22 protein-coding genes are annotated in these 18,572 nt (G+C 66.3%); 10 read left to right on the top strand and 12 right to left on the bottom strand.

Annotated features, from left to right (window positions below; genetic code table 11):
* Nucleotides 1-6: 6 nt before the first annotated feature.
* From PKKP23_RS04940 to PKKP23_RS04885, 12 genes are all read right to left on the bottom strand, one after another.
* Nucleotides 7-306: a ferredoxin family protein gene (locus PKKP23_RS04940; protein WP_017773436.1), complete on the bottom strand. Its 300-nt coding sequence runs from the start codon at nt 304-306 to the stop codon at nt 7-9.
* Complete coding sequence (locus PKKP23_RS04935) at nt 303-1,613, bottom strand: FAD-dependent monooxygenase (protein WP_126876013.1); 1,311 nt, start codon at nt 1,611-1,613, stop codon at nt 303-305. Before PKKP23_RS04935 ends, PKKP23_RS04940 begins: the two co-directional genes overlap by 4 nt.
* Nucleotides 1,614-1,675: 62 nt before the next feature.
* Nucleotides 1,676-2,803 (bottom strand): electron transfer flavoprotein subunit alpha/FixB family protein, encoded by a 1,128-nt coding sequence (locus PKKP23_RS04930; RefSeq protein WP_126876012.1) that lies wholly within the window; start codon nt 2,801-2,803, stop codon nt 1,676-1,678.
* Entirely contained in the window at nt 2,800-3,648 is an 849-nt protein-coding gene (locus PKKP23_RS04925; protein WP_017773439.1) for an electron transfer flavoprotein subunit beta/FixA family protein, read from the bottom strand. The genes PKKP23_RS04930 and PKKP23_RS04925 overlap by 4 nt, the downstream gene beginning before the upstream one ends.
* 15 nt (nt 3,649-3,663) lie before the next feature.
* On the bottom strand, nt 3,664-4,002 hold the full coding sequence (gene nifW, locus PKKP23_RS04920) for a nitrogenase stabilizing/protective protein NifW (RefSeq protein ID WP_017773440.1): 339 nt from the start codon (nt 4,000-4,002) through the stop codon (nt 3,664-3,666).
* A 34-nt stretch (nt 4,003-4,036) separates the two neighbouring features.
* The gene (nifV, locus tag PKKP23_RS04915; RefSeq protein WP_126876011.1) at nt 4,037-5,173 is read right to left on the bottom strand and encodes a homocitrate synthase; all 1,137 of its coding nucleotides are present in this window, start codon (nt 5,171-5,173) and stop codon (nt 4,037-4,039) included.
* Between the two features lie 207 nt (nt 5,174-5,380).
* On the bottom strand, nt 5,381-5,716 hold the full coding sequence (locus PKKP23_RS04910; RefSeq protein ID WP_017773442.1) for a 2Fe-2S iron-sulfur cluster-binding protein: 336 nt from the start codon (nt 5,714-5,716) through the stop codon (nt 5,381-5,383).
* Between the two features lie 33 nt (nt 5,717-5,749).
* The gene (hscA, locus tag PKKP23_RS04905; protein WP_126876010.1) at nt 5,750-7,636 is read right to left on the bottom strand and encodes a Fe-S protein assembly chaperone HscA; all 1,887 of its coding nucleotides are present in this window, start codon (nt 7,634-7,636) and stop codon (nt 5,750-5,752) included.
* 38 nt (nt 7,637-7,674) lie between these two features.
* Complete coding sequence (gene iscA, locus PKKP23_RS04900; RefSeq protein ID WP_026121171.1) at nt 7,675-7,998, bottom strand: iron-sulfur cluster assembly protein IscA; 324 nt, start codon at nt 7,996-7,998, stop codon at nt 7,675-7,677.
* A gap of 11 nt (nt 7,999-8,009) precedes the next feature.
* On the bottom strand, nt 8,010-8,381 hold the full coding sequence (gene erpA, locus PKKP23_RS04895) for an iron-sulfur cluster insertion protein ErpA (protein ID WP_017773445.1): 372 nt from the start codon (nt 8,379-8,381) through the stop codon (nt 8,010-8,012).
* A 29-nt stretch (nt 8,382-8,410) separates the two neighbouring features.
* Nucleotides 8,411-8,854 carry a Fe-S cluster assembly scaffold IscU gene (iscU, locus tag PKKP23_RS04890; protein ID WP_126876009.1) on the bottom strand — a complete coding sequence of 148 codons (444 nt, stop codon included), beginning with the start codon at nt 8,852-8,854 and terminating at the stop codon, nt 8,411-8,413.
* A gap of 43 nt (nt 8,855-8,897) precedes the next feature.
* Nucleotides 8,898-10,136 carry an IscS subfamily cysteine desulfurase gene (locus tag PKKP23_RS04885; protein WP_126876008.1) on the bottom strand — a complete coding sequence of 413 codons (1,239 nt, stop codon included), beginning with the start codon at nt 10,134-10,136 and terminating at the stop codon, nt 8,898-8,900.
* Between the two features lie 341 nt (nt 10,137-10,477).
* Between PKKP23_RS04885 and nifA the strand changes: the two genes are divergently transcribed.
* The 10 genes from nifA (at nt 10,478) to PKKP23_RS04835 (ending at nt 18,557) form a co-directional block, all read left to right on the top strand.
* Nucleotides 10,478-12,211, top strand: coding sequence for a nif-specific transcriptional activator NifA (gene nifA / locus PKKP23_RS04880; protein WP_126876007.1), 1,734 nt, complete (start codon nt 10,478-10,480; stop codon nt 12,209-12,211).
* A gap of 226 nt (nt 12,212-12,437) precedes the next feature.
* Nucleotides 12,438-14,039: a nitrogenase cofactor biosynthesis protein NifB gene (gene nifB / locus PKKP23_RS04875; RefSeq protein WP_017773449.1), complete on the top strand. Its 1,602-nt coding sequence runs from the start codon at nt 12,438-12,440 to the stop codon at nt 14,037-14,039.
* Between the two features lie 104 nt (nt 14,040-14,143).
* Complete coding sequence (locus PKKP23_RS04870) at nt 14,144-14,338, top strand: 4Fe-4S binding protein (RefSeq protein ID WP_017773450.1); 195 nt, start codon at nt 14,144-14,146, stop codon at nt 14,336-14,338.
* Between the two features lie 64 nt (nt 14,339-14,402).
* A complete protein-coding gene (locus tag PKKP23_RS04865) occupies nt 14,403-14,807 on the top strand; it encodes a HesB/IscA family protein (RefSeq protein ID WP_126876006.1) in 405 nt (134 codons plus the stop codon).
* A gap of 14 nt (nt 14,808-14,821) precedes the next feature.
* A complete protein-coding gene (locus PKKP23_RS04860) occupies nt 14,822-15,424 on the top strand; it encodes a tetratricopeptide repeat protein (RefSeq protein ID WP_126876005.1) in 603 nt (200 codons plus the stop codon).
* On the top strand, nt 15,421-16,275 hold the full coding sequence (locus tag PKKP23_RS04855; RefSeq protein WP_126876004.1) for a 4Fe4S-binding leucine-rich repeat protein: 855 nt from the start codon (nt 15,421-15,423) through the stop codon (nt 16,273-16,275). Before PKKP23_RS04860 ends, PKKP23_RS04855 begins: the two co-directional genes overlap by 4 nt.
* Nucleotides 16,268-16,684, top strand: a complete 417-nt coding sequence (locus tag PKKP23_RS04850) for a nitrogen fixation protein NifZ (protein WP_126876003.1) — start codon at nt 16,268-16,270, stop codon at nt 16,682-16,684. The genes PKKP23_RS04855 and PKKP23_RS04850 overlap by 8 nt, the downstream gene beginning before the upstream one ends.
* Nucleotides 16,681-16,956: a nitrogen fixation protein NifZ gene (locus tag PKKP23_RS04845; protein ID WP_126876002.1), complete on the top strand. Its 276-nt coding sequence runs from the start codon at nt 16,681-16,683 to the stop codon at nt 16,954-16,956. The genes PKKP23_RS04850 and PKKP23_RS04845 overlap by 4 nt, the downstream gene beginning before the upstream one ends.
* On the top strand, nt 16,953-17,333 hold the full coding sequence (locus PKKP23_RS04840; protein WP_017773456.1) for a DUF3024 domain-containing protein: 381 nt from the start codon (nt 16,953-16,955) through the stop codon (nt 17,331-17,333). Before PKKP23_RS04845 ends, PKKP23_RS04840 begins: the two co-directional genes overlap by 4 nt.
* A 48-nt stretch (nt 17,334-17,381) precedes the next feature.
* Entirely contained in the window at nt 17,382-18,557 is a 1,176-nt protein-coding gene (locus PKKP23_RS04835; RefSeq protein WP_126876001.1) for a cysteine desulfurase family protein, read from the top strand.
* Nucleotides 18,558-18,572: the final 15 nt, after the last annotated feature.

Raw genomic sequence — 18,572 nt, 5'->3', positions numbered from 1 at the left:
GAGTCCTCAGCCGAACTTGAACAGGATGCCGTGCCCGCCGCGCGGGTACTCCCATTCCACGTTGTTGTGTTCCGTGCACAGGATGCGGCAGCTGCCGCATTCGAGGCACCCGTCCGTGATCAGCGTGACCGAGCCGTTGCCTTCGGCCTTGTAGCACGATGCGGGGCAGACGAAGGTGCAGCTCTTCGAGCCGCACTGGTTGGTGCAGACGTCTGCGTTCTTGATGCGGATATGAGGCCGCCCCGCGTCCACGCGGTAGCGGTTCTGGAACAGCTTTTCCTCGACGTTGACGGTTACGGTGTTCATCGGAATGCCCTCCAGAGTTTGTATGCGTCCCCTACGAGCCCGGTCAGCGACCGGCTCTTGCGGAAGCTCGACATGACTTCGCGTTCCTTGCTCTTCTTGTCGACGCCGTCGACGGTGATCATCGTGCGCGCGGCACGCGCCACGAGATCGGGCCACGTCGTGAAGAACTGCGGGTTGTTGTGCAGCACGGCGGGCATGTCGCGGTACTTGCGCAGGTCTTTCATCACGAAGCTCTCGTCTAGCGCAGCCTTGTATGCCTTCAGCGAACCCGCGCGATAGCCGTTGCCCGCGGCCTTCGCTGCGATCACCGTTTCGGCGGCGAGCCGGCCCGTGGTCATCGCGAGATTCGAGCCTTCGCGATGCGCGGCGTTCACGAAGCCGCCCGAGTCGCCCACGATCATCCAGCCGTTGCCGTACACCTGCGGTACGGCATGAAAGCCGCCTTCGGGAATCAGATGCGCGCAATACTCTTTCATTTCGCCGCCCTCGATCAGCGGCGCAATGGAAGGGTGGCGCTTCATCTGTTCGAGCAGCACGTAAGGGCTCGTGCGGTTGGGGTTCTTCTTGAAGTCGCCCAGCATGCAGCCCACGCCGATGGTGAGCGACTCTTTGTTGGTGTAGAGAAAGCCCGTGCCCATCATGCCGTCCGTAATGCGGCCCACCATTTCGATGACCACGCCTTCTTCCTCGCCCACGTTGAAGCGCTGGCGAATGGTCTCCTCGGGCATGAACAGGATTTCCTTCACGGCGAGCGCCACGTTGCCGGCCTCTATCTCGCCGTGAAAGCCGGCCTTGCGCGCCAGCGTGGAATTCACGCCGTCCGCGAGAATTACCACGTCGGCATACACGTCGCCCTGTTCGCGGTCGCACTGCACGCCCACCACCTGGTCGCCGTCCATGATCAGCTGATTGACCGTGGTTTCGCAGATCAGCAGCGCGCCGGCCTCGCGCACCTTCGACGAGAACCATTTGTCGAACTGCGCGCGAATGATCGTGTAGCGGTTGTACGGCGGCTTGTTGTAGTCGTCGCTGCGCATGTGGGTGCCGACGAACGAGGTGTCGTCGAGCATCCACATGCGCTGCTCGATGATGTGCCGTTCGAGCGGCGCATCGTCGCGAAAGTCGGGGATGATCTCCTCGAGCGCCTTCGCGTACAGAATCGCGCCCTGCACGTTCTTGCTGCCCGGATATTCGCCGCGCTCGATCTGCAGCACCTTGAGGCCGGCTTTCGCCATGACGTAGGCGGCGGCGTTGCCGGAAGGGCCGGCGCCCACGACGATCGCGTCGAATTGCGAAGGTTTTTTCATCGGCGTCTCCTTAGGACGTCAGCGCATGCAGTCTGCGCATGGGGCATGCTCATGCAGTCTGCTCATGCAGCCTGCTTCCCGCGCAACGCGAGATGCTCTGCGAAAGCCTGCGTGAGCGCCGGCAGCACCTGCAATGCGTTGCCCACGATCCCGTAGTGCGCGAAGTCGAAGATGGGTGCGTTCGGGTCCGTATTGATGGCGACGATCACGTCGGAGCTTTCCATGCCCACGCGGTGCTGAATCGCGCCTGAAATGCCCGCGGCGATATAGAGCCGAGGCCGCACCGTCTTGCCGGTCTGCCCGACCTGGCGGTCGGCCTCCACCCAGCCCGCCTGCACGCACGGCCGAGTTGCGCCCACTTCGCCGCCCAGCACGCGCGCCAGTTCGAACACGAGCCGGAAGTTGTCGGGATGCTTGAGCCCCTTGCCCCCGCTCACGATCACGTCGGCATACGGCAGGTTGATCTTGTTGCTGTTCGCATCTGCAATGAAGTCGAGCAGTTTCGTCACGATCGCCGTCTCCACCATGCCCAGCGTTTCCTGCACGATCTCGCCGCTACGTTCGGGCTGCGACGGCGGCATCGCCATCACGCGCGGGCGCACGGTGGCCATCTGCGGACGGTAGGCGAGCGTCATGATCGTGCAGAGCAGCGACCCGCCGAACGTGGGCCGCGTGGCCGCGAGCGCGCGCGACGTGGGGTCGATGTTGAGCGCCGTGCAGTCCGCAGTGAGGCCGGTGGCGAGCGTGGTGGCCACCGACCCCGCGAGGTCGCGGCCCATCGGGGTCGCGCCCAGCAGCAGAATTTCGGGCTGGTAGCGGTTCACGAGGTCGGTGAGGCCCTTCGTGAACGGCTCGTTGCGGTAGCCGAGCAAGGCGGCGTCGTGCATCACGTAGGCCTTGTCCGCGCCATAGGCGAATGCCTCGGCGGCGAACTGTTCGAGCGGCTCGTTGGGGCCGCCCAGTATCGCGACGGACACGTTGCTGCCCAGCGTATCGGCCAGCTTGCGCGCCTCGCCCAGCAGTTCCCACGACACGCTGTGCACGTGGCCGCGGTCGTGTTCGAGGAACACCCAGACGCCCTTGTACGCCTTCAGATGCTCGGGCAGTTCGAGGTTGCGGCCCGCCGCTTTCTTCACGGGTGCGGCGGGTTTTCCGGCGGGGTTTCCAACACCAGCGGCGGGCGTATTCATGGCGCTTCCTTCGTGAGCAAGTCGGCCTCCAGCGTCGGATGGCGGGTGAAGATCTTTTGCAGCAGGTTCATGGAAACGTCGCGCAGGTTCGACACGTCGAGCACGAGCATCTCCGCCTTTTCGCTGCGCGGCGTGGGGCCGAACACCTTGCTTACCACCGTGGGCGAACCCTTGAGCCCGATCTTGCTCACGTCTTCGATGCCGGCCTGCTCGCGGTTCCATTTGCGCACCGGAAAGCCGGCCGCGTGGATCATGGCGGGTAGCGTCGCGAAGCGCAGTTCGTTGGTGTTTTCGAGCATCGTGACGAGGCACGGCAGCGCGGTTTCCAGCACCTGCACGCCGCCTTCGGCGCGGCGCTCTACGCGAATGGTGCGGGCGTCCGGATTCACCTCGACGATGCGCGACACGTAGGTCAGCAATTGCAGGCCCAGACGTTTGGCGATGCCGGGGCCCACCTGCGCCGTGTCGCCGTCGATGGTCTGCTTGCCGGTGAACACCACGTCCACGGCCTGTTCTTTCGCGATCTGGCGGATGCCGGCCGCGAGCGCGTACGAGGTAGCGAGCGTGTCCGCGCCGGCGAAGGCGCGGTCGGTCACGAGTACCGCGTCGTCGGCGCCGTAGCTGATGCACTTGCGCAGCGCCTCTTCAGCCTGGGGCGGGCCCATGCAGAGCGCCGTGACCTTGCCGCCGAACTGGTCCTTCAGGCGCAGCGCTTCTTCCAGAGAAAACAGGTCGTACGGATTCACGATGGCAGGCACGCCCTGCCGCATGATGGTGTTGGTGACCGGATGCACGCGAATCTGCGCGGAATCCGGAACCTGCTTGATGCAGACGACGATGTGCATGACGGCTCTCCTCGCTCAGGCGGCGTCGCGCGCGGGCATCGACGCGCGCAGATTCTCGATCGAAACGTGCTGCCGGCCGTCCACGTCCTGAAAGACCTTGAACACTTTCTGCTCGGCGGGCGTGGAGACGACGAAGTCGCCATAGGCCTTCGCGAGCAGGCCGTGATAGGCCGTGTACATTGCGGCCTCGTCGCCCTGAGCTATCGCGTCCTGCTGCCGGATGTACTGGAAAAAACGTTTCAGGATATGCAGCCGGCTCACGTCCACCACCTTCTGGTCGAATGGAATGCCGAAGAAGCACAGGAAGTCTTCGGCGGACGAGAGCGTTTTCAGTTGTTCGATGAAGCCTTGCATCGCAGTGACTCCTTCATGGCGTTCCATACGTCGCTCACGACACCTCTTCCAGCGTGCCGCGCGCTTCCACCAGAAACCGGTAGAGGTCGCTCGCGCTCGGCGCCTGCTTGTAGCGCACGGCGAAGTGGCGAATGCGCGTGAGCAGCAGCGGCACGAGCTGGTCGGCGATATTGAGCCCTAGCGCGTCGTACGCCTGACGCACGCTTTGTGATCCTGAATGTTTGCCGAGCACCACGGAGCGTTCGCGGCCCAGTTCGGCCGGATCGAAGCCTTCGTAGGTGGTGGGGTGCTTCGCGATGCCGTCTGCGTGTATGCCCGATTCGTGCGTGAAGACGCCGCCGCCCACAATGCTCTTGTTGAACGACACGTTGCGACCCGATGCCTGCTCGACGAGGCGCGAGATGCCGAGCAGCGACGTGGTGTCCACGCCCGTGTCGCTTCCCAGCAGGTGGCGCGTGCCCATCACCACTTCTTCCAGCGCCGCGTTGCCCGCGCGCTCGCCCAGACCGTTGACTGTCGTATTCGCATGCGTAGCTCCCGCGCGTAGCGCCGCGAGCGTGTTGGCCGTGGCGAGGCCCAGATCGTCGTGCGCGTGAATTTCGATTTCGATATCGACGGCGGCGCGCAAGCGTGCAATCGCCTCATAGGTGGCGAACGGGTCCAGCACGCCGAGCGTGTCGGCAAAGCGCACGCGCTGCGCGCCGCACTGCTGCGCCCGCTGCGCGATGTCGGCAATGAAGGCCGGGTCTGCGCGCGACGCGTCTTCGAGACCGAGCGACACCTTACGCCCGCTCTTCGCCGCTTCGGCAATCACGCGCGTGACCTGCGCAAGCGCCCAGCTGCGCGGCTGCCGCAGCTTGTGCTGAAGGTGGATGTCCGAAACGGGAATCGAAAGATGCACGATGTCGGGATTGCAGCGCAGCGCCGCGGCCAGATCGGCGTCGGTGAGGCGCCCCCAGACCATCATGCCGGCATCGAGGTTCAGGTCCACGATGGCCTTGATGCACGCAATCTCTTCTTCGCCCATCGCAGGAATGCCGATTTCGAGTTCGGGCACGCCTGCGCGCGAGAGCGCCGTGGCAATCGCGCATTTCTCGTCGACCGTGAACGCGACACCGGCGGTCTGCTCGCCATCGCGCAGCGTGGTGTCGTTGATGATCGGGTTGGACATCGGTGACCTCTCTGGTGGTTGCGACATGAATTGCAAGGGCTATGCCAGCGAGGGCGGCAACACGGAGAGGGCTTGCGGGAAGCGCTTTTCGCGCAATCTGTCGAGATCCGAACCCTTCGTGGCTGCGTTGTCCGTGTCGCGAATGTTCTGTTTCAGACAGCCAGGGAACGGAGTCGTACGTGTGACGCAGCGCGCGCTGAACGGCGCTCAGCGTTCGCGCGCGAGGTTGCGCGTGTGGCGCGGCAGTTCGACGACGAGATCCGCGTCGCGCAGCTTCACGCAGCAGGCCAGACGCGATTGCGCGTCGAGCCCCCAGGCGTGATCGAGCTGATCGCTTTCGTCGTCTTCGGGCGGCGCGAGCGATGCGCCGCCCTCGCGCACGTAGACGTGGCACGTGGCGCACGCCGCGACCATTTCGCAGGCGTGTTCGAGCGCAATGCCCGATTGAACGAGGCTCTCGCACAGCGACGTGCCGCGTTTGACGTCGAGCGTCTGCCCTGCGGGGCATAGCTCGGGATGGGGGAGTACCTGGATGCGTGGCATGGTCGCGAACCTCGTGATGCACTAGTGATGCAATCAGGCGAGGCTGTCGAGTTCGCGGCCCGTCAGCGCGGCGCGAATCGATGCGTTCATGCGGCGCGCGGCGAATTCCTCGGTGGCCTCGGAGAGCACGGCGGCAATCGCCTTGAGCGTATCGGGCGGCGCGCCGGTTTCCAGGGCGTCGGCCACGCGAAAGCCCGCTTGCCGGATGGCAGCGAGTTCTTCGTCGCCGAGCAGATCGGCGTCGGTGGCAAGGGCGGCTTCGGTGGCATCCAGCAAGCGCCGCGCGTCGATCTGCGCCTCGCGCAGCATGCGCAACTGCATGTCGTCGGTCGAGGTTTCGATAGCCTCTTTCAGCATGGCGGCCACCTGGGCGTCGCTCAAACCATACGACGGCTTTACTTCCACGTGTGCCTCGGTGCCCGTGGTTTGCTCGCGTGCGGTTACGGCGAGCAGACCATCTGCGTCGATCTGGAACGTCACGCGAATGCGCGCCGCACCCGCGACGGCGGGCGGAATGCCGCGCAACTCGAAGCGCGCGAGCGAGCGGCAGTCCGCCACGCCTTCGCGTTCGCCTTGCACCACGTGAATCGACATGGCGGTCTGCCCGTCTTTGAACGTCGTGAATTCCTGGGCGCGTGCGAGCGGCAGCGTCGAGTTACGCGGAATGATCTTCTCGACAAGGCCGCCCATGGTTTCGATGCCGAGCGACAGCGGGCACACGTCGAGCAGCAGCCAGCCGCCGTCGTTGCCATTGTCATTGCCATTGCCAGCCAGCACGTCGGCCTGCTTCGCGGCGCCGAGCGCGACCACCTGATCGGGGTCGATGTCGGCAAGCGGCTCGCGGCCGAAGAACGCACGCACGGCATCGCGGGCGAGCGGCATGCGTGTCGAGCCGCCTACCAGCACCACGCCCGCTAACTCGGTGCTCTGCAAGCGGGCGTCGCGCAGCGCGCGCCGCGTGGCGGCGAGCGTGCGTTCGATCAGCGGCGCGCCGAGCGCTGCGAACGTGGCGCGCGTGAGCGTGCGCCGCCAGACCGTGCCGTCGGCCATTTCCACCACCGCCTCAGCCGTGTCCGTTTGCGAAAGCGCTTCTTTCGCGGCGCGCGCCGCGACTAGCACCGCCCGCTGATCGCGCGGCCCGAGCGACGCTACGCCGCCCACGCCATGCGCGTCGCAGAGCCACTGCGCGATGACGTAATCGAAGTCGTCCCCGCCGAGCGCGGAGTCGCCGCCCGTGGCGAGCACTTCGAACACGCCCTTGGATAGACGCAGGATGGAGATGTCGAACGTGCCGCCGCCCAGGTCGTAGACGGCGAAGGTGCCTTCGGCCGCGCGGTCGAGCCCATACGCGACGGCCGCCGCCGTGGGCTCGTTCATCAGACGCAGCACCGTCAGGCCGGCGAGTTTCGCGGCGTCTTTCGTGGCCTGGCGCTGCGCGTCGTCGAAGTACGCAGGCACGGTGATGACCACGCCCGTCAGTTCGCCGCCCAGCGACGCTTCGGCCTGCTCGCGCAACGCTCGCAGAATCTCAGCGGACACTTCGACGGGCGAGCGCTCGCCCGCCACGGTGGCCACGTTCACCATGCCGGGCCGGTCGACGAAGCGATAGGGCAGCGCGCCCGCATCGGGCAGGTCCGTGAGGCGCCGCCCCATGAAGCGCTTCACCGAAACGATTGTGTTGGCCGGATCGTCGGTGACGTGCGCCTGCGCTTCATGTCCCACTTCGATTTCGCCCGAAGGCAGATAGCGGACGATGGAAGGCATCAGCAGCGCACCGTCCGCATCCGGCAACACGCGCGCCAGCGCGCTTTGCACCGTGGCGACGAGCGAGTTCGTCGTGCCGAGGTCGATGCCGGCCGCGAGCCGGTGCTGATGCGGGGCGGCCGCACGGCCGGGTTCGGCGATCTGCAGCAGGGCCATGGGCGGAGTCCTCGTCGGTTGGTTCGGATGGCGAAGCGTCAGACCGCGAAGCTTTCTCCGCATCCGCAGCTGGCTTTTGCGTTCGGGTTGTGGAACTTGAACCCTTCGTTCAGGCCTTCGCGAACGAAATCGAGTTCGGTGCCGTCGAGCATGGGCAGGCTGCGCGGGTCCACGACGATGGTCACGCCGTGCGCTTCGAAGCACTGGTCCTCGGCGTTCGGCGTGTCGACGAATTCGAGTGCGTAGGCGAAGCCCGAGCAGCCGCTCGTCTTCACGGCGAGGCGCAGCCCGACGCCGCTGCCGCGCTTTTGCAGCGACCGTTCGACGTGCCGCGCGGCGGCAGGCGTAAGCGAAATGGACATGGCAACCTCGCTCACGCGGAGAACGAACTGCCGCAGCCGCAGGTGCTCTGCGCATTCGGGTTCTGGATCACGAAGCGCGAGCCTTCGAGCCCGTCTTCGTAATCCACGCGCGCGCCGAGCAGATATTGCTGGCTCATGGCGTCGATCAGCAGCGTGACGCCGTCTGTGACCACCTGCATGTCGTCTTCGGCCACCTGGTCGTCGAACGAGAAGCCGTATTGAAAGCCGGAGCAGCCGCCGCCCGACACGTAGAGCCGCAGCTTCAGTTGCGGGTTGCCTTCTTCTTCGATCAGCGAGGCGACCTTCGCCGCGGCGCGCGCGGTGAAGTCGAGAAAGGCCGGCGCGGATTGCGGCGCGGCGGCCACAGGTTCAAGCATTTCCATGGTGCGAGTCCTCGTTCGAATGAGCGCGTTCACTGGGCGCCGGACGCGCAGGCCGGCTGTTCGGTCGTGAGGCTGTTACCTTCGTCCGCTTGTGTGTGCTGGCGCGAGCGGAAATCGGCGACGGCGGCCTTGATGGCGTCCTCGGCCAGGATCGAGCAGTGAATCTTCACGGGCGGCAGGGCGAGCGCCTCCGCGATCTGCGTATTGCGGATCGTCATGGCCTCGTCGAGCGTCTTGCCCTTCACCCATTCGGTCACGAGCGAACTCGATGCGATGGCCGAGCCGCAGCCGTAGGTCTTGAAGCGTGCGTCTTCGATCATGCCGTCGCGGTTCACGCGAATCTGCAGCCGCATCACGTCGCCGCAGGCGGGCGCGCCCACCATGCCGGTGCCCACCGCGCTGTCGTCTTTCGCGAATGAGCCGACGTTGCGCGGGTTTTCGTAGTGGTCCAGTACCTCGTTGCTGTAAGCCATCGCATGCTCCTCGTGGAGAACGGCGGAATGTGTGTTCAGTGCCTCAATGCGCTGCCCACTGGATAGAAGCCAGGTCCACGCCCGCGCGCGCCATGTCCCACAGCGGGCTCATTTCGCGCAGCCGCCCCACCACCTGGGTGACCTGGTCAATGGCGAAATCGATTTCTTCCGCCGTCGTGAAGCGGCCGAGCGAAAAACGGATGGAGCTGTGCGCGAGTTCGTCTTCGCGCCCCATCGCGCGCAGCACGTAGCTGGGTTCGAGGCTCGCCGACGTGCAGGCGGACCCCGACGACACCGCGATGTCCTTGATGCCCATCAGCAGCGATTCGCCCTCCACGTAGCGGAAGCTCACGTTCAGGTAATGCGGCGCGCAGTGCGCGAGGTCGCCGTTGAGGCACACGGCGTCGATGGCCGAGAGACCCGCCCAGAGCCGGTCGCGCAGCGCACGGATGCGCTCGGTGTCGGCCTGCATGCTCTCGCGCGCGAGCCAGAACGCCTCGCCCATGCCGACGATCTGGTGCGTAGGCAGCGTGCCGGAACGCATGCCGCGCTCGTGGCCACCGCCGTGCATCTGCGCTTCAAGGCGCACGCGCGGCTTGCGGCGCACATAGAGCGCGCCAACGCCTTTCGGGCCGTACATCTTGTGCGCGGAAAGCGACATCAGGTCCACGGGCAACGTTTCCAGATCGACAGGCACCTTGCCCGCGGCCTGCGCGGCGTCGACGTGGAACAGCACGCCGCGGCTGCGGCAGATCGCGCCGAGCGCGCCAATGTCGTGCATGGCGCCCGTTTCGTTGTTGACGAACATGGCCGACGCCAGCACGGTGCCGGGCTTGAGCGCCGCTTCGAAGGCGGCGGGATCGACGCGGCCGTCGGGCTGCACGGGCAGCACCGTCACCTCGAACCCTTCGCGTTCCAGTTCGCGCAGGGTGTCGAGCACGGCCTTGTGCTCGGTGGCGACCGTCACGAGGTGGTTGCCGCGCGAGCGGTAGAAGTGCGCGGCGCCTTTCAGCGCAAGGTTGTTCGACTCCGTCGCGCCCGAGGTCCAGACGATCTCGCGCGGGTCGGCGTTCACGAGGCTCGCCACCTGCTCGCGCGCCAGTTCCACGGCTTCGTCGGCCGCCCAGCCGTAGGCGTGGGAGCGGCTCGCCGGGTTGCCGAACAACTGCGTCATATAGGGCAGCATGCGGCGCGCGACGCGCGGGTCCACGGGCGTGGTGGCCGCGTAGTCCAGATAGACGGGCTGGGCGCGGCGTTCAGGGTCACGGGCAAGGTCCGGCATGGCGAACTCCCTTTTTGCGTGTCGAGCGAATCAGGCGGATGGAGCGGATCAAGGCAGGCAGCCAAAATTTGCAACATCCATGCCACGGTTTTTTTTGACGGGTATTGTTATTTCCTCGGCACGCAATGTTTTTTTTGTACGGTGTAGAGGCGGAATCGCGGCTCAGGCTTGTTGTGTTTGTCGGCTCCCTGTCGCCTTCGTGTCGGCTTTGTCGCCCCGCTTCGTTGTGTGCCCGAATGCCGGTCCGGTCCCGGCTTGGGCTAAATCTTGCTTTGATGGCGGATCGTGCTGTTGTTGGGCCGTGGCGCCTCGACCGGGCCACAGCACGAGCGGAGGGATTCATGCAGAACCCAGGTGCAGGCGAGGCCCGTCGTGAGCTTGACGCGGTCTATGAAGTCAGCAAGACGCTGGTGTCGTCGCTCGACGTGGCGCAGACGTTCCGCACGTCGCTGCAATACCTCCTGCACGCGCTGGAATGGCGGCGTGCGTTCGTCGTGGTCGCGGAACCCGGCGGCCAGTTGCGCGGGCTATGCAGTGCGGGACTCTCAAGCGACGAGCATCAGCGCATTCGTTTTCATCCGGGCGAAGGCATCGTGGGGCGCGTCTACAAGAGCGGCCTGCCTGCGGTGGTGCCGGACGTGCGCGACGAACCGGTGTTTCTCGACCGCACCGGCAGCGCGGACGTGCCCGGCGAATTCGGCGACGCGCGTATCGCGCTGCTCGCCACGCCTTTGCGCCAGGAGCATCACACGCTCGGCGTGCTCGCCGTGTTCTGCATGAACCCGGGCGGCACGCGCATGTTCGCGGGCGACCTGCACCTCATGAAGATCGTTTCCACGCTGATGGGCCAGGCGCTGCTGCTTCATCGCAGCGTGAGCGCCGCGCACGACCGCATGCAGGAAGAAGTACGGCGCATGCAGAAGGCGATTCGCCCGTTTCAGCCGCTCGATCAGGTGGTGGGCGTTTCGGACCCCATGCGGCGCATCTTCGAACAGGTTCACCAGGTCGCGCCTGCACGCACCACGGTGCTGCTGCGTGGCGAAAGCGGCACCGGCAAGGAAGTGATTGCGCGCGCCATTCACCGGCTCTCGCCGCGCGGCGAGCAGGCGTTCGTTTCAGTGAACTGCGCGGCGCTCACGGAGTCGCTGCTCGAAAGCGAACTGTTCGGCCACGAGAAAGGCGCCTTCACGGGCGCGCAGGGGCAGCGCAAGGGGCGCTTCGAACTGGCGCACGGCGGCACGCTGTTCCTCGACGAGATCGGCGACATCTCGCCGTCGTTCCAGGCGAAGCTGCTGCGCGTGCTGCAGGAACGCGAATTCGAGCGCGTGGGCGGCTCCGCGCCCGTGAAGGTGGACGTGCGGCTCATTCTTGCCACCAACCGCAATCTGGAGCGCATGGTGAAAGAGGGCGAGTTTCGCGCCGACCTCTATTACCGCATCAACGTGGTGAGCATCCAGTTGCCGCCGCTGCGCGAACGGCGCGAAGACATTCCCGAAATGGCGCAGTACTTTCTGGACCGCTTCAATCGCGACAACGGCCGCGAACTGCGTTTTAGCCCCGACGCCATGCGCGTGCTGACGAGCTGCTACTGGCCCGGCAACGTGCGCGAACTGGAGAACTGCGTGGAGCGCACGGCGACCATGACGCATAGCGACGTGATCGACCGCCTCGCGTTTCTCTGCCAGGAAGACCAGTGCCTCACGCGCGTGCTCCATCACATCGAACGCGAAGACGCGGTACGGCCGGCGCGTCTCGCGGACATTCCGATTCGCGAGATTCCCGGCACGCCCGCGAGCGATGCGGGAACGGGCGCACGCGAACACGATTCGTCGTTTGCGTTGCCCGACGATTTCGGCGACGACGTCTCTACGGACCCGAACACGGGCGAGCCTTCGGGCGCCTGCCATCCCGCGGACACCGACGAAGGCAAACCCGAGGGCGAGCGCGAGCGCCTTATCTGGGCCATGGAGCGCTGCGGCTGGGTGCAGGCGAAGGCCGCACGTCTGCTCAGAATCACGCCGCGGCAGATCGGCTACGCGCTGCACAAGTACGGCATCGAAGTGCGGCGCTTCTAGCACTGCGCCGAGCACGACGCATCGTTGTGAGCTTTGTCGCAACAGCGACAGAAACGCCGGGCCTTGTTGGGTCTGAGTGACGTAGAGGCCCGACAAACCCATCACAAAACACACGACAAAACGCACGCATGTAGGCCACATCCGCGATTTCGCGGGCCCTGCGTGAATGGCATGGATCTGGCTTTTATCTCCACGCGTAGCCACCCACGGTTGCGAGGAGATATCCATGCAAGATCGCGCGAATGCCAGCACGCTACCCGCTGCCGCCTATATCGGCATCGGGCAGATCAAGCCGCTCGGCTCGACCATCGATGTGCCCGCAGCTGGCGGCGGCTGCGGTTCGCAGGGCGGCGACGGCAAGGCGAGCTGCGGTTCGTCGGGCGGCCCCGACGACATGCCCGCCGAAATATGGGAGAAGGTGAAGAATCACCCCTGCTATTCCGAAGAAGCCCATCACCATTACGCACGCATGCACGTGGCCGTCGCGCCCGCGTGCAACATCCAGTGCAACTACTGCAACCGTAAATACGACTGCTCGAACGAGTCGCGGCCCGGTGTCGTCTCGCAGAAGCTCACGCCCGAACAAGCCGTGAAGAAGGTGGTCGCCGTAGCGAGCGAGATTCCGCAGATGACCGTGCTCGGCATTGCGGGCCCAGGCGATTCGCTTGCGAATCCGAAGAAAACCTTCGACACGTTCCGCATGCTTCAAGAGCAGGCGCCCGACATCAAGCTCTGTCTCTCCACGAACGGCCTCGCACTGCCGGACCTCGTGGACGAGATCTGCCAGTACAACATCGACCACGTCACCATCACCATCAACATGGTGGACCCTGCCGTGGGCGCGAAGATCTACCCGTGGATCTTCTGGGACCACCGGCGCGTAACCGGCTACGAAGCCGCGCAGATTCTGCACGAGCGGCAGATGAAGGGGCTCGAAATGCTCACGGCGCGCGGCGTGCTCACGAAGATCAATTCCGTGCTGATTCCGGGCATCAACGACACGCATCTGATCGACGTGAACCGCGAGGTGAAAAAGCGCGGCGCGTTCCTGCACAACATCATGCCGCTCATTTCCGAAGCGGAGCACGGCACGCATTTCGGCCTCACAGGTCAGCGCGGGCCGACGGCCCAGGAACTGAAGGCCGTGCAGGACGCCTGCATGGGCGGTGCGAACCTGATGCGCCATTGCCGCCAGTGCCGTGCGGACGCGGTGGGCCTGCTGGGCGAAGACCGCAGCGAGGAATTCACGCTCGACAAGATCGAGCAGATGGAAGTGGTCTACGACCTCGACCGTCGCCGCGAATACCAGAGCCGCGTGGAGGCGGAACGCGAGGCGCAGCATGCAGCGAAGCAGGAAGCGCTGGCCGCCGCGCAGGCCATCGACGTAGCCGACGACCTCAAGGTGCTGGTGGCGGTCGCCACGAAGGGCGGTGGACGCGTGAACGAGCACTTCGGCCACGTCACCGAATTCCAGATCTTCGAGGTGAGCGCGACCGAAGCGCTGTTCGTGGGCCATCGCCGCGTGGACCTGTACTGCCAGGGCGGCTACGGCGACGACGAACAACTGCCGTCTGTCGTGCGCGCCATCAACGACTGCCATGCGGTACTGGTCGCGAAGATTGGCGCTTGCCCGCGCGATGAACTCGCGCAGGCGGGCATCGAACCCGTGGATCAGTACGTGGGCGAGTTCATCGAAAAAGCCGCGCTGGCCTGGTTCAACGGCTACCGCGAACGCATCGCGAGCGGCGCCATCGTGCACGAAGACCGCGGCGACGCGGCCATCCGGCAGGGCGCGTTCACGGGCTCGGCCGCGGGGGCGGCGGCGTAGCGGCATTTATTCGCCAGTGCATAAGCGGACCACGCGAGCGGGCCGCATGACACGCGGCCCGTTCAGCATCAGTTACACGAATCACCATTCAAAGGAGTGTCCCCATGGCCCTGAAGATCATTGGCTCGACTTGCACCGGCTGCTCGGCATGCGAGCCGGAGTGCCCCAACGTCGCGATCAGCGAGAAAGGCGGCGTATTCACGATCGACCCGAAGAAGTGCACGGAGTGCGACGGCCACTTCGACAGCCCGCAGTGTGTCGCGGTGTGCCCCGTGGACGGCTGCATCGTTCAGGCGTGAGCGCCGGCACACGCCGCGCCGTTGCCTGACCGTTCGACTGCCTTAACTGGAGACTACCTGCACCATGCTGCCCCACGTTACCGTCACTCCCGCCGCGGAGAAATTCATGCGCCGCATCGTGCGCTTTTCGGGCTTGCCCGCAGGCGCAGGCTTTCGTCTGCTCGTGAGCCCGGGCGGCTGCTCCGGCTATCAGGCCGAGTTCAGCGCCGAGGCGGCGCTCAAGGAAGGCGAGCAGGCGCTGGAGGTGGGCGACCTGCTGCTCTTCCTGCCCGCCGAGAGCCGGCTGCTGCTGGACGGCGTGACGATCGACTTCGTCGATACGCCGACGCAGTCGGGCCTCACGTTCGTGAGCCAGAACCAGGCGCCGTGCGCGTGCAGCAGCACGGGCGCGAGCGAGCCGGGCGTGGCGCGCATCGACGTGGGCGCGATTGGGCGGGGTCGTCCGCCGTTGCCGCCGCAGGCGTCCTGACGCAGGCCCATGCCATGACGCAGCCGCTCACGTTCGAAGCAGCCGAAGGGCTGGGCGTTGACGACGCGATGGCGCGCTTCGCGCTGTCCGCGCTGGGTGGCGGGCTCGCGCCTGAAGCCGAACAGCTTGTGGCCGAAGCGAGCCGGCTGCGCGACCGCCCCGACGAGGCGCTGGCGTGCCTCGAACGGGCTCGCGCGATGGCGCCCGATCACCCGGCGCCGCTCATTGCGCTGTATCGCTTCTACTTCTATGGGCATCGGCTGGCCGAGGCGCGCAACGTAGGCGAAGCGGCGCTTGCCGTGGCACGCGCGGCGCTCGGCACGCGCTTCGATGCAGTACCGCCGTCGCACGACGCCGTGCGCTACGACGCGGCGGTTCGCTTCTATCTGTTCACGTTGAAGGGGCTCGCGTATCTGCATATGCGGCTGGGTGAGCTTGAGGCAGCGCGTAGGTGCCTCGGCGAACTGCGGCGCCTCGATCCCGACGACCAGGTGGGCAGCGCGTTGCTGCTGCATGTGCTGACGCGCCACGAAGAAGCGGCAGACGCCGATGCGGATGCCGACGGCTTCGCGACACGGCACGCATACCCCGCACGCGGCTGGGCGGCACAACCATGAACACGCGCCGCGCCCCTTCCGCAGACATTCCGCCGCGTCACTGGCAGGGTGGACCGGTGAACTGCGCAGCGTGCCCGCATCAGGCATTGCGTGCGTTGCCCGACGAAGCAGGCTGCGAGCCGGGCCACGCCTGCATGCAAGACGCCTACGCGCGTCGCATCGACCGCTTCTTTCGTTGGCATTCCGAACTGGGCAACGCGCATCTCGATCACCCTTATTTCGAGGTGCGTGCCATCGCGGCGCGCCATGCCGACGTGTTCCGTCTGCCTGCACTGATTGACGATCCCGACGAAACCGTGCGCCTGCAAATTGCGGTGCGTCTGCCGCAGGCGCAACTCGCGCGCATGGCGGGCGACCCGCACCGCGAGGTGCGCATTCGCGTTGCGCAGCGGCTCGCGCCCGAGGCGCTGGCCCATCTGCGCACGGACCCGGACTACGGCGTGCGCGAATGGGTCGCAAGGCGCCTGCCTTCTGCGCTGCTGCCGCTGATGGCCCGCGACGCCGACCGCGTGGTGAGAATGCGCGTGGCCGAACGCATCGACATGCCCGCGCTGCTGCGCATGGCCGACGACCCGGAACCCGAAGTGCGCCGCATCGTCGCGGCGCGCCTGCCTGCCGCGCTCGTCACGCGTCTCTTCGACGACGTGGACTGGCGCGTGCGCTGGGAGGCCGCACAACGCGCGCAGCCGCAGGCCTTGACGCCGTTGCTGGCCGACCCGGACGACGAGGTGCGCGCCGTTGCGCGCCAACGCATCGACGCGCTGTGCGGCGATGCCCCGTGCGTCGCGGTGGCACGCAAGGACGAAGAGCGGTGCTACAGAGAAGCCCAGGCCGGAGCACACCATGGCTGACATCAACCGCGACGACGACGCCATCGAGATTGCCTTTCCGCCGCGCTTTGCCTTCGGCGAGCGCGTGATTGCCCGCACCGTGGTGCGCAACGACGGCACCTATACGGGCAAAGATATCGGCGACGTGCTCGTGAGCAAGGGCGATATCGGCTACGTCACGCGTATCGACACGTTCCTGCAGCAGTTCTACATCTACGCGGTGGACTTCGTGGAAAGCGGCCACCGCGTCGGCATGCGCGCGAAAGAGTTGTGCACGCTCGACAACCTGCCCGACGACGTGCTCGAACGGCTGGGCGAACGCGCGGCGGCACTTGCGGCGCTGGGGCGCCGCGGCGAGGGCCATGCCGAAGACGAGGACATGCATGCCGACGGCGAGGCGCATGACGAAGCGGAGGACTGCACGCGATGAACATCGTACCCATCGAGCCGGCCTACGCCTGGGGCATGCGCGTGGTCGCGCTGGACGACCTCCGCAACGACGGCAGCTACCCCGAGCGTGCGCAGGACGAATGCCTCGTCACGGCGGGCACGCTGGGCGAGATCGTCAACGTAGGGCACGTGGTGGAGAGCGGCGAGCCGGTGTACCTCGTCGAGTTCGGCAGGCAGGTAGTGGGCTGCACGGAAGACGAGATCGCACCGGCGCCCGCAGGGCTGCAACCTGAAGACGAGGTGCGCCCATGATTGCGCGCACCGTGCGAGGCGGTGGTGGCTCGAAGGCGTCACGCCGAGTGTGGCCCGACAGCGGCCCCGTGGCGGACTTCACGCAACACCAGATCGAGCGCGCCTTGCGCAACCGCGTGCGGTACCGCTACGTGCGCCCCCGCGTGGCGCATGAGGCGGACGGGTATCGCATTGAAAGCCCGTGCTGTTCGCGCAACGTGGACCGCGACGGCGGCGTGATCGACATTGCCTGGCTCACGCGCGACGCGGACGGCATGTGGCATCTGCATGCACGCAATCACGTCATGCACGAATGGGACGAGCAGTGCGCGAGCCTCGATCTGACAGCGCTGCTCGACATGCTGTGCGTGGACGCCGCGCGCGTGTTCTGGCCATGAAGCGCGGTCTTGAAGCTTGACGTTCCAGCGCGACCGACGGAGCCCACCATGATCTACCTCGACCACAACGCGACGACGCCGCCCACGCCGGGCGTCGTGCAGGCCGTGCTGGCCACGATGACGGACGTGTGGGGCAACGCGTCGTCGCAACATCGGCAGGGGCAGCAGGCGAAGCGCGCGCTCGGGGCGGCGCGGGCGCGCGTGGCGAGCGCGCTCGGTTGCAAGCCTGCGGAAGTGATCTTCACGAGCGGCGCGACCGAAGCGAACCACCTCGCGGTGCTGGGCCTTCACGCGGCAGCGCAGGGCACGGGGCGTCGCCGCATCGTGTTCAGCGCCGTCGAACATGCGGGACACCTCGCGCTTGCGCGAGCGCTGATTGCGCAGGGCGTGCCGGTGGACTTCATCGGCGTGCATGCGGACGGCACGCTCGACCTGGACCACGCAGCGCGCCTGATCGGCCCCGACGTCGCGCTCGTTTCGCTGATGGCGGCGAACAACGAGACCGGCGTGCTGATGCCCGTGCAGGACGTGTACGCACTGGCGCGGGCTGCGGGCGCCCGCATGCACGTGGATGCGACGCAGTTCGTGGGCAAGGTGCCGTTCGATTTCGCCACGTTCGGCGCCGACGCCGTGTCGCTGTCGGCACACAAGATCGGCGGACCGAAAGGCATCGGTGCATTGCTGCTGCGCCAGGGCGTGACGTTGCTGCCGCAGATGCAGGGCAGCCAGGAGCGGCATCGTCGTGGCGGCACCGAAAATTTGCCGGCCATTGCGGGGTTCGCGGCGGCGCTTGATGCGCTGGGCGATGTCGAGGCAAAGGCCGCACGCGTGGCGCAACTGCGCGATGCGCTCGAACGCGGGCTGCAGGAAGCGGTGCCCGGCATGCACGTGTTTTCGACCGGCGCGCCGCGCGTCGCTTCTACGAGTTATCTGCGCTTCGGCATGGTGTCCGCCGATGTCGTGTTGCAGCGCTTCGATCAGCTCGGCGTGTGTGCGTCGTCGGGTGCTGCGTGTTCGTCGGGGGGCAGCGAACCCTCGCACGTGCTGACCGCAATGGGCGTCTCGCGCGACGAGGCGCTGGCTGCCGTGCGCCTGTCGCTCGGCGAAACAACGTCCGCGCGCGACATCGAATACCTGCTGGCGGCGTTGCCGCCGCTGCTTGCTCCGCTGCTTGACCCGGGCCTTGCGCCGTCGGTCCAGAGCGATGCCGCGCACGCCGCATGAATTCCCCTCGAACCC

It is taken from the genome of Paraburkholderia kururiensis JCM 10599 = LMG 19447 (genome assembly GCF_003986935.1).
GTDB classification, from domain to species: domain Bacteria; phylum Pseudomonadota; class Gammaproteobacteria; order Burkholderiales; family Burkholderiaceae; genus Paraburkholderia; species Paraburkholderia kururiensis.
This window is presented reverse-complemented; position numbering and strand designations above follow the sequence as displayed.

What these genes read in the sequence shown, in the direction of transcription:
- PKKP23_RS04870 (WP_017773450.1), top strand. Translation starts at nt 14,144, where the DNA reads ATGGCCCTGAAGATCATTGGCTCGACTTGCACCGGCTGCTCGGCATGC.
- PKKP23_RS04840 (WP_017773456.1), top strand. Translation starts at nt 16,953, where the DNA reads ATGATTGCGCGCACCGTGCGAGGCGGTGGTGGCTCGAAGGCGTCACGC.
- iscU (WP_126876009.1), bottom strand. Translation starts at nt 8,854, where the DNA reads ATGGCTTACAGCAACGAGGTACTGGACCACTACGAAAACCCGCGCAAC.
- PKKP23_RS04855 (WP_126876004.1), top strand. Translation starts at nt 15,421, where the DNA reads ATGAACACGCGCCGCGCCCCTTCCGCAGACATTCCGCCGCGTCACTGG.
- PKKP23_RS04885 (WP_126876008.1), bottom strand. Translation starts at nt 10,136, where the DNA reads ATGCCGGACCTTGCCCGTGACCCTGAACGCCGCGCCCAGCCCGTCTAT.
- erpA (WP_017773445.1), bottom strand. Translation starts at nt 8,381, where the DNA reads ATGGAAATGCTTGAACCTGTGGCCGCCGCGCCGCAATCCGCGCCGGCC.
- PKKP23_RS04865 (WP_126876006.1), top strand. Translation starts at nt 14,403, where the DNA reads ATGCTGCCCCACGTTACCGTCACTCCCGCCGCGGAGAAATTCATGCGC.
- hscA (WP_126876010.1), bottom strand. Translation starts at nt 7,636, where the DNA reads ATGGCCCTGCTGCAGATCGCCGAACCCGGCCGTGCGGCCGCCCCGCAT.
- nifW (WP_017773440.1), bottom strand. Translation starts at nt 4,002, where the DNA reads ATGCAAGGCTTCATCGAACAACTGAAAACGCTCTCGTCCGCCGAAGAC.
- PKKP23_RS04850 (WP_126876003.1), top strand. Translation starts at nt 16,268, where the DNA reads ATGGCTGACATCAACCGCGACGACGACGCCATCGAGATTGCCTTTCCG.
- PKKP23_RS04930 (WP_126876012.1), bottom strand. Translation starts at nt 2,803, where the DNA reads ATGAATACGCCCGCCGCTGGTGTTGGAAACCCCGCCGGAAAACCCGCC.
- iscA (WP_026121171.1), bottom strand. Translation starts at nt 7,998, where the DNA reads ATGTCCATTTCGCTTACGCCTGCCGCCGCGCGGCACGTCGAACGGTCG.
- PKKP23_RS04940 (WP_017773436.1), bottom strand. Translation starts at nt 306, where the DNA reads ATGAACACCGTAACCGTCAACGTCGAGGAAAAGCTGTTCCAGAACCGC.
- PKKP23_RS04935 (WP_126876013.1), bottom strand. Translation starts at nt 1,613, where the DNA reads ATGAAAAAACCTTCGCAATTCGACGCGATCGTCGTGGGCGCCGGCCCT.
- PKKP23_RS04925 (WP_017773439.1), bottom strand. Translation starts at nt 3,648, where the DNA reads ATGCACATCGTCGTCTGCATCAAGCAGGTTCCGGATTCCGCGCAGATT.
- PKKP23_RS04910 (WP_017773442.1), bottom strand. Translation starts at nt 5,716, where the DNA reads ATGCCACGCATCCAGGTACTCCCCCATCCCGAGCTATGCCCCGCAGGG.
- PKKP23_RS04845 (WP_126876002.1), top strand. Translation starts at nt 16,681, where the DNA reads ATGAACATCGTACCCATCGAGCCGGCCTACGCCTGGGGCATGCGCGTG.
- nifA (WP_126876007.1), top strand. Translation starts at nt 10,478, where the DNA reads ATGCAGAACCCAGGTGCAGGCGAGGCCCGTCGTGAGCTTGACGCGGTC.
- PKKP23_RS04860 (WP_126876005.1), top strand. Translation starts at nt 14,822, where the DNA reads ATGACGCAGCCGCTCACGTTCGAAGCAGCCGAAGGGCTGGGCGTTGAC.
- nifV (WP_126876011.1), bottom strand. Translation starts at nt 5,173, where the DNA reads ATGTCCAACCCGATCATCAACGACACCACGCTGCGCGATGGCGAGCAG.
- nifB (WP_017773449.1), top strand. Translation starts at nt 12,438, where the DNA reads ATGCAAGATCGCGCGAATGCCAGCACGCTACCCGCTGCCGCCTATATC.
- PKKP23_RS04835 (WP_126876001.1), top strand. Translation starts at nt 17,382, where the DNA reads ATGATCTACCTCGACCACAACGCGACGACGCCGCCCACGCCGGGCGTC.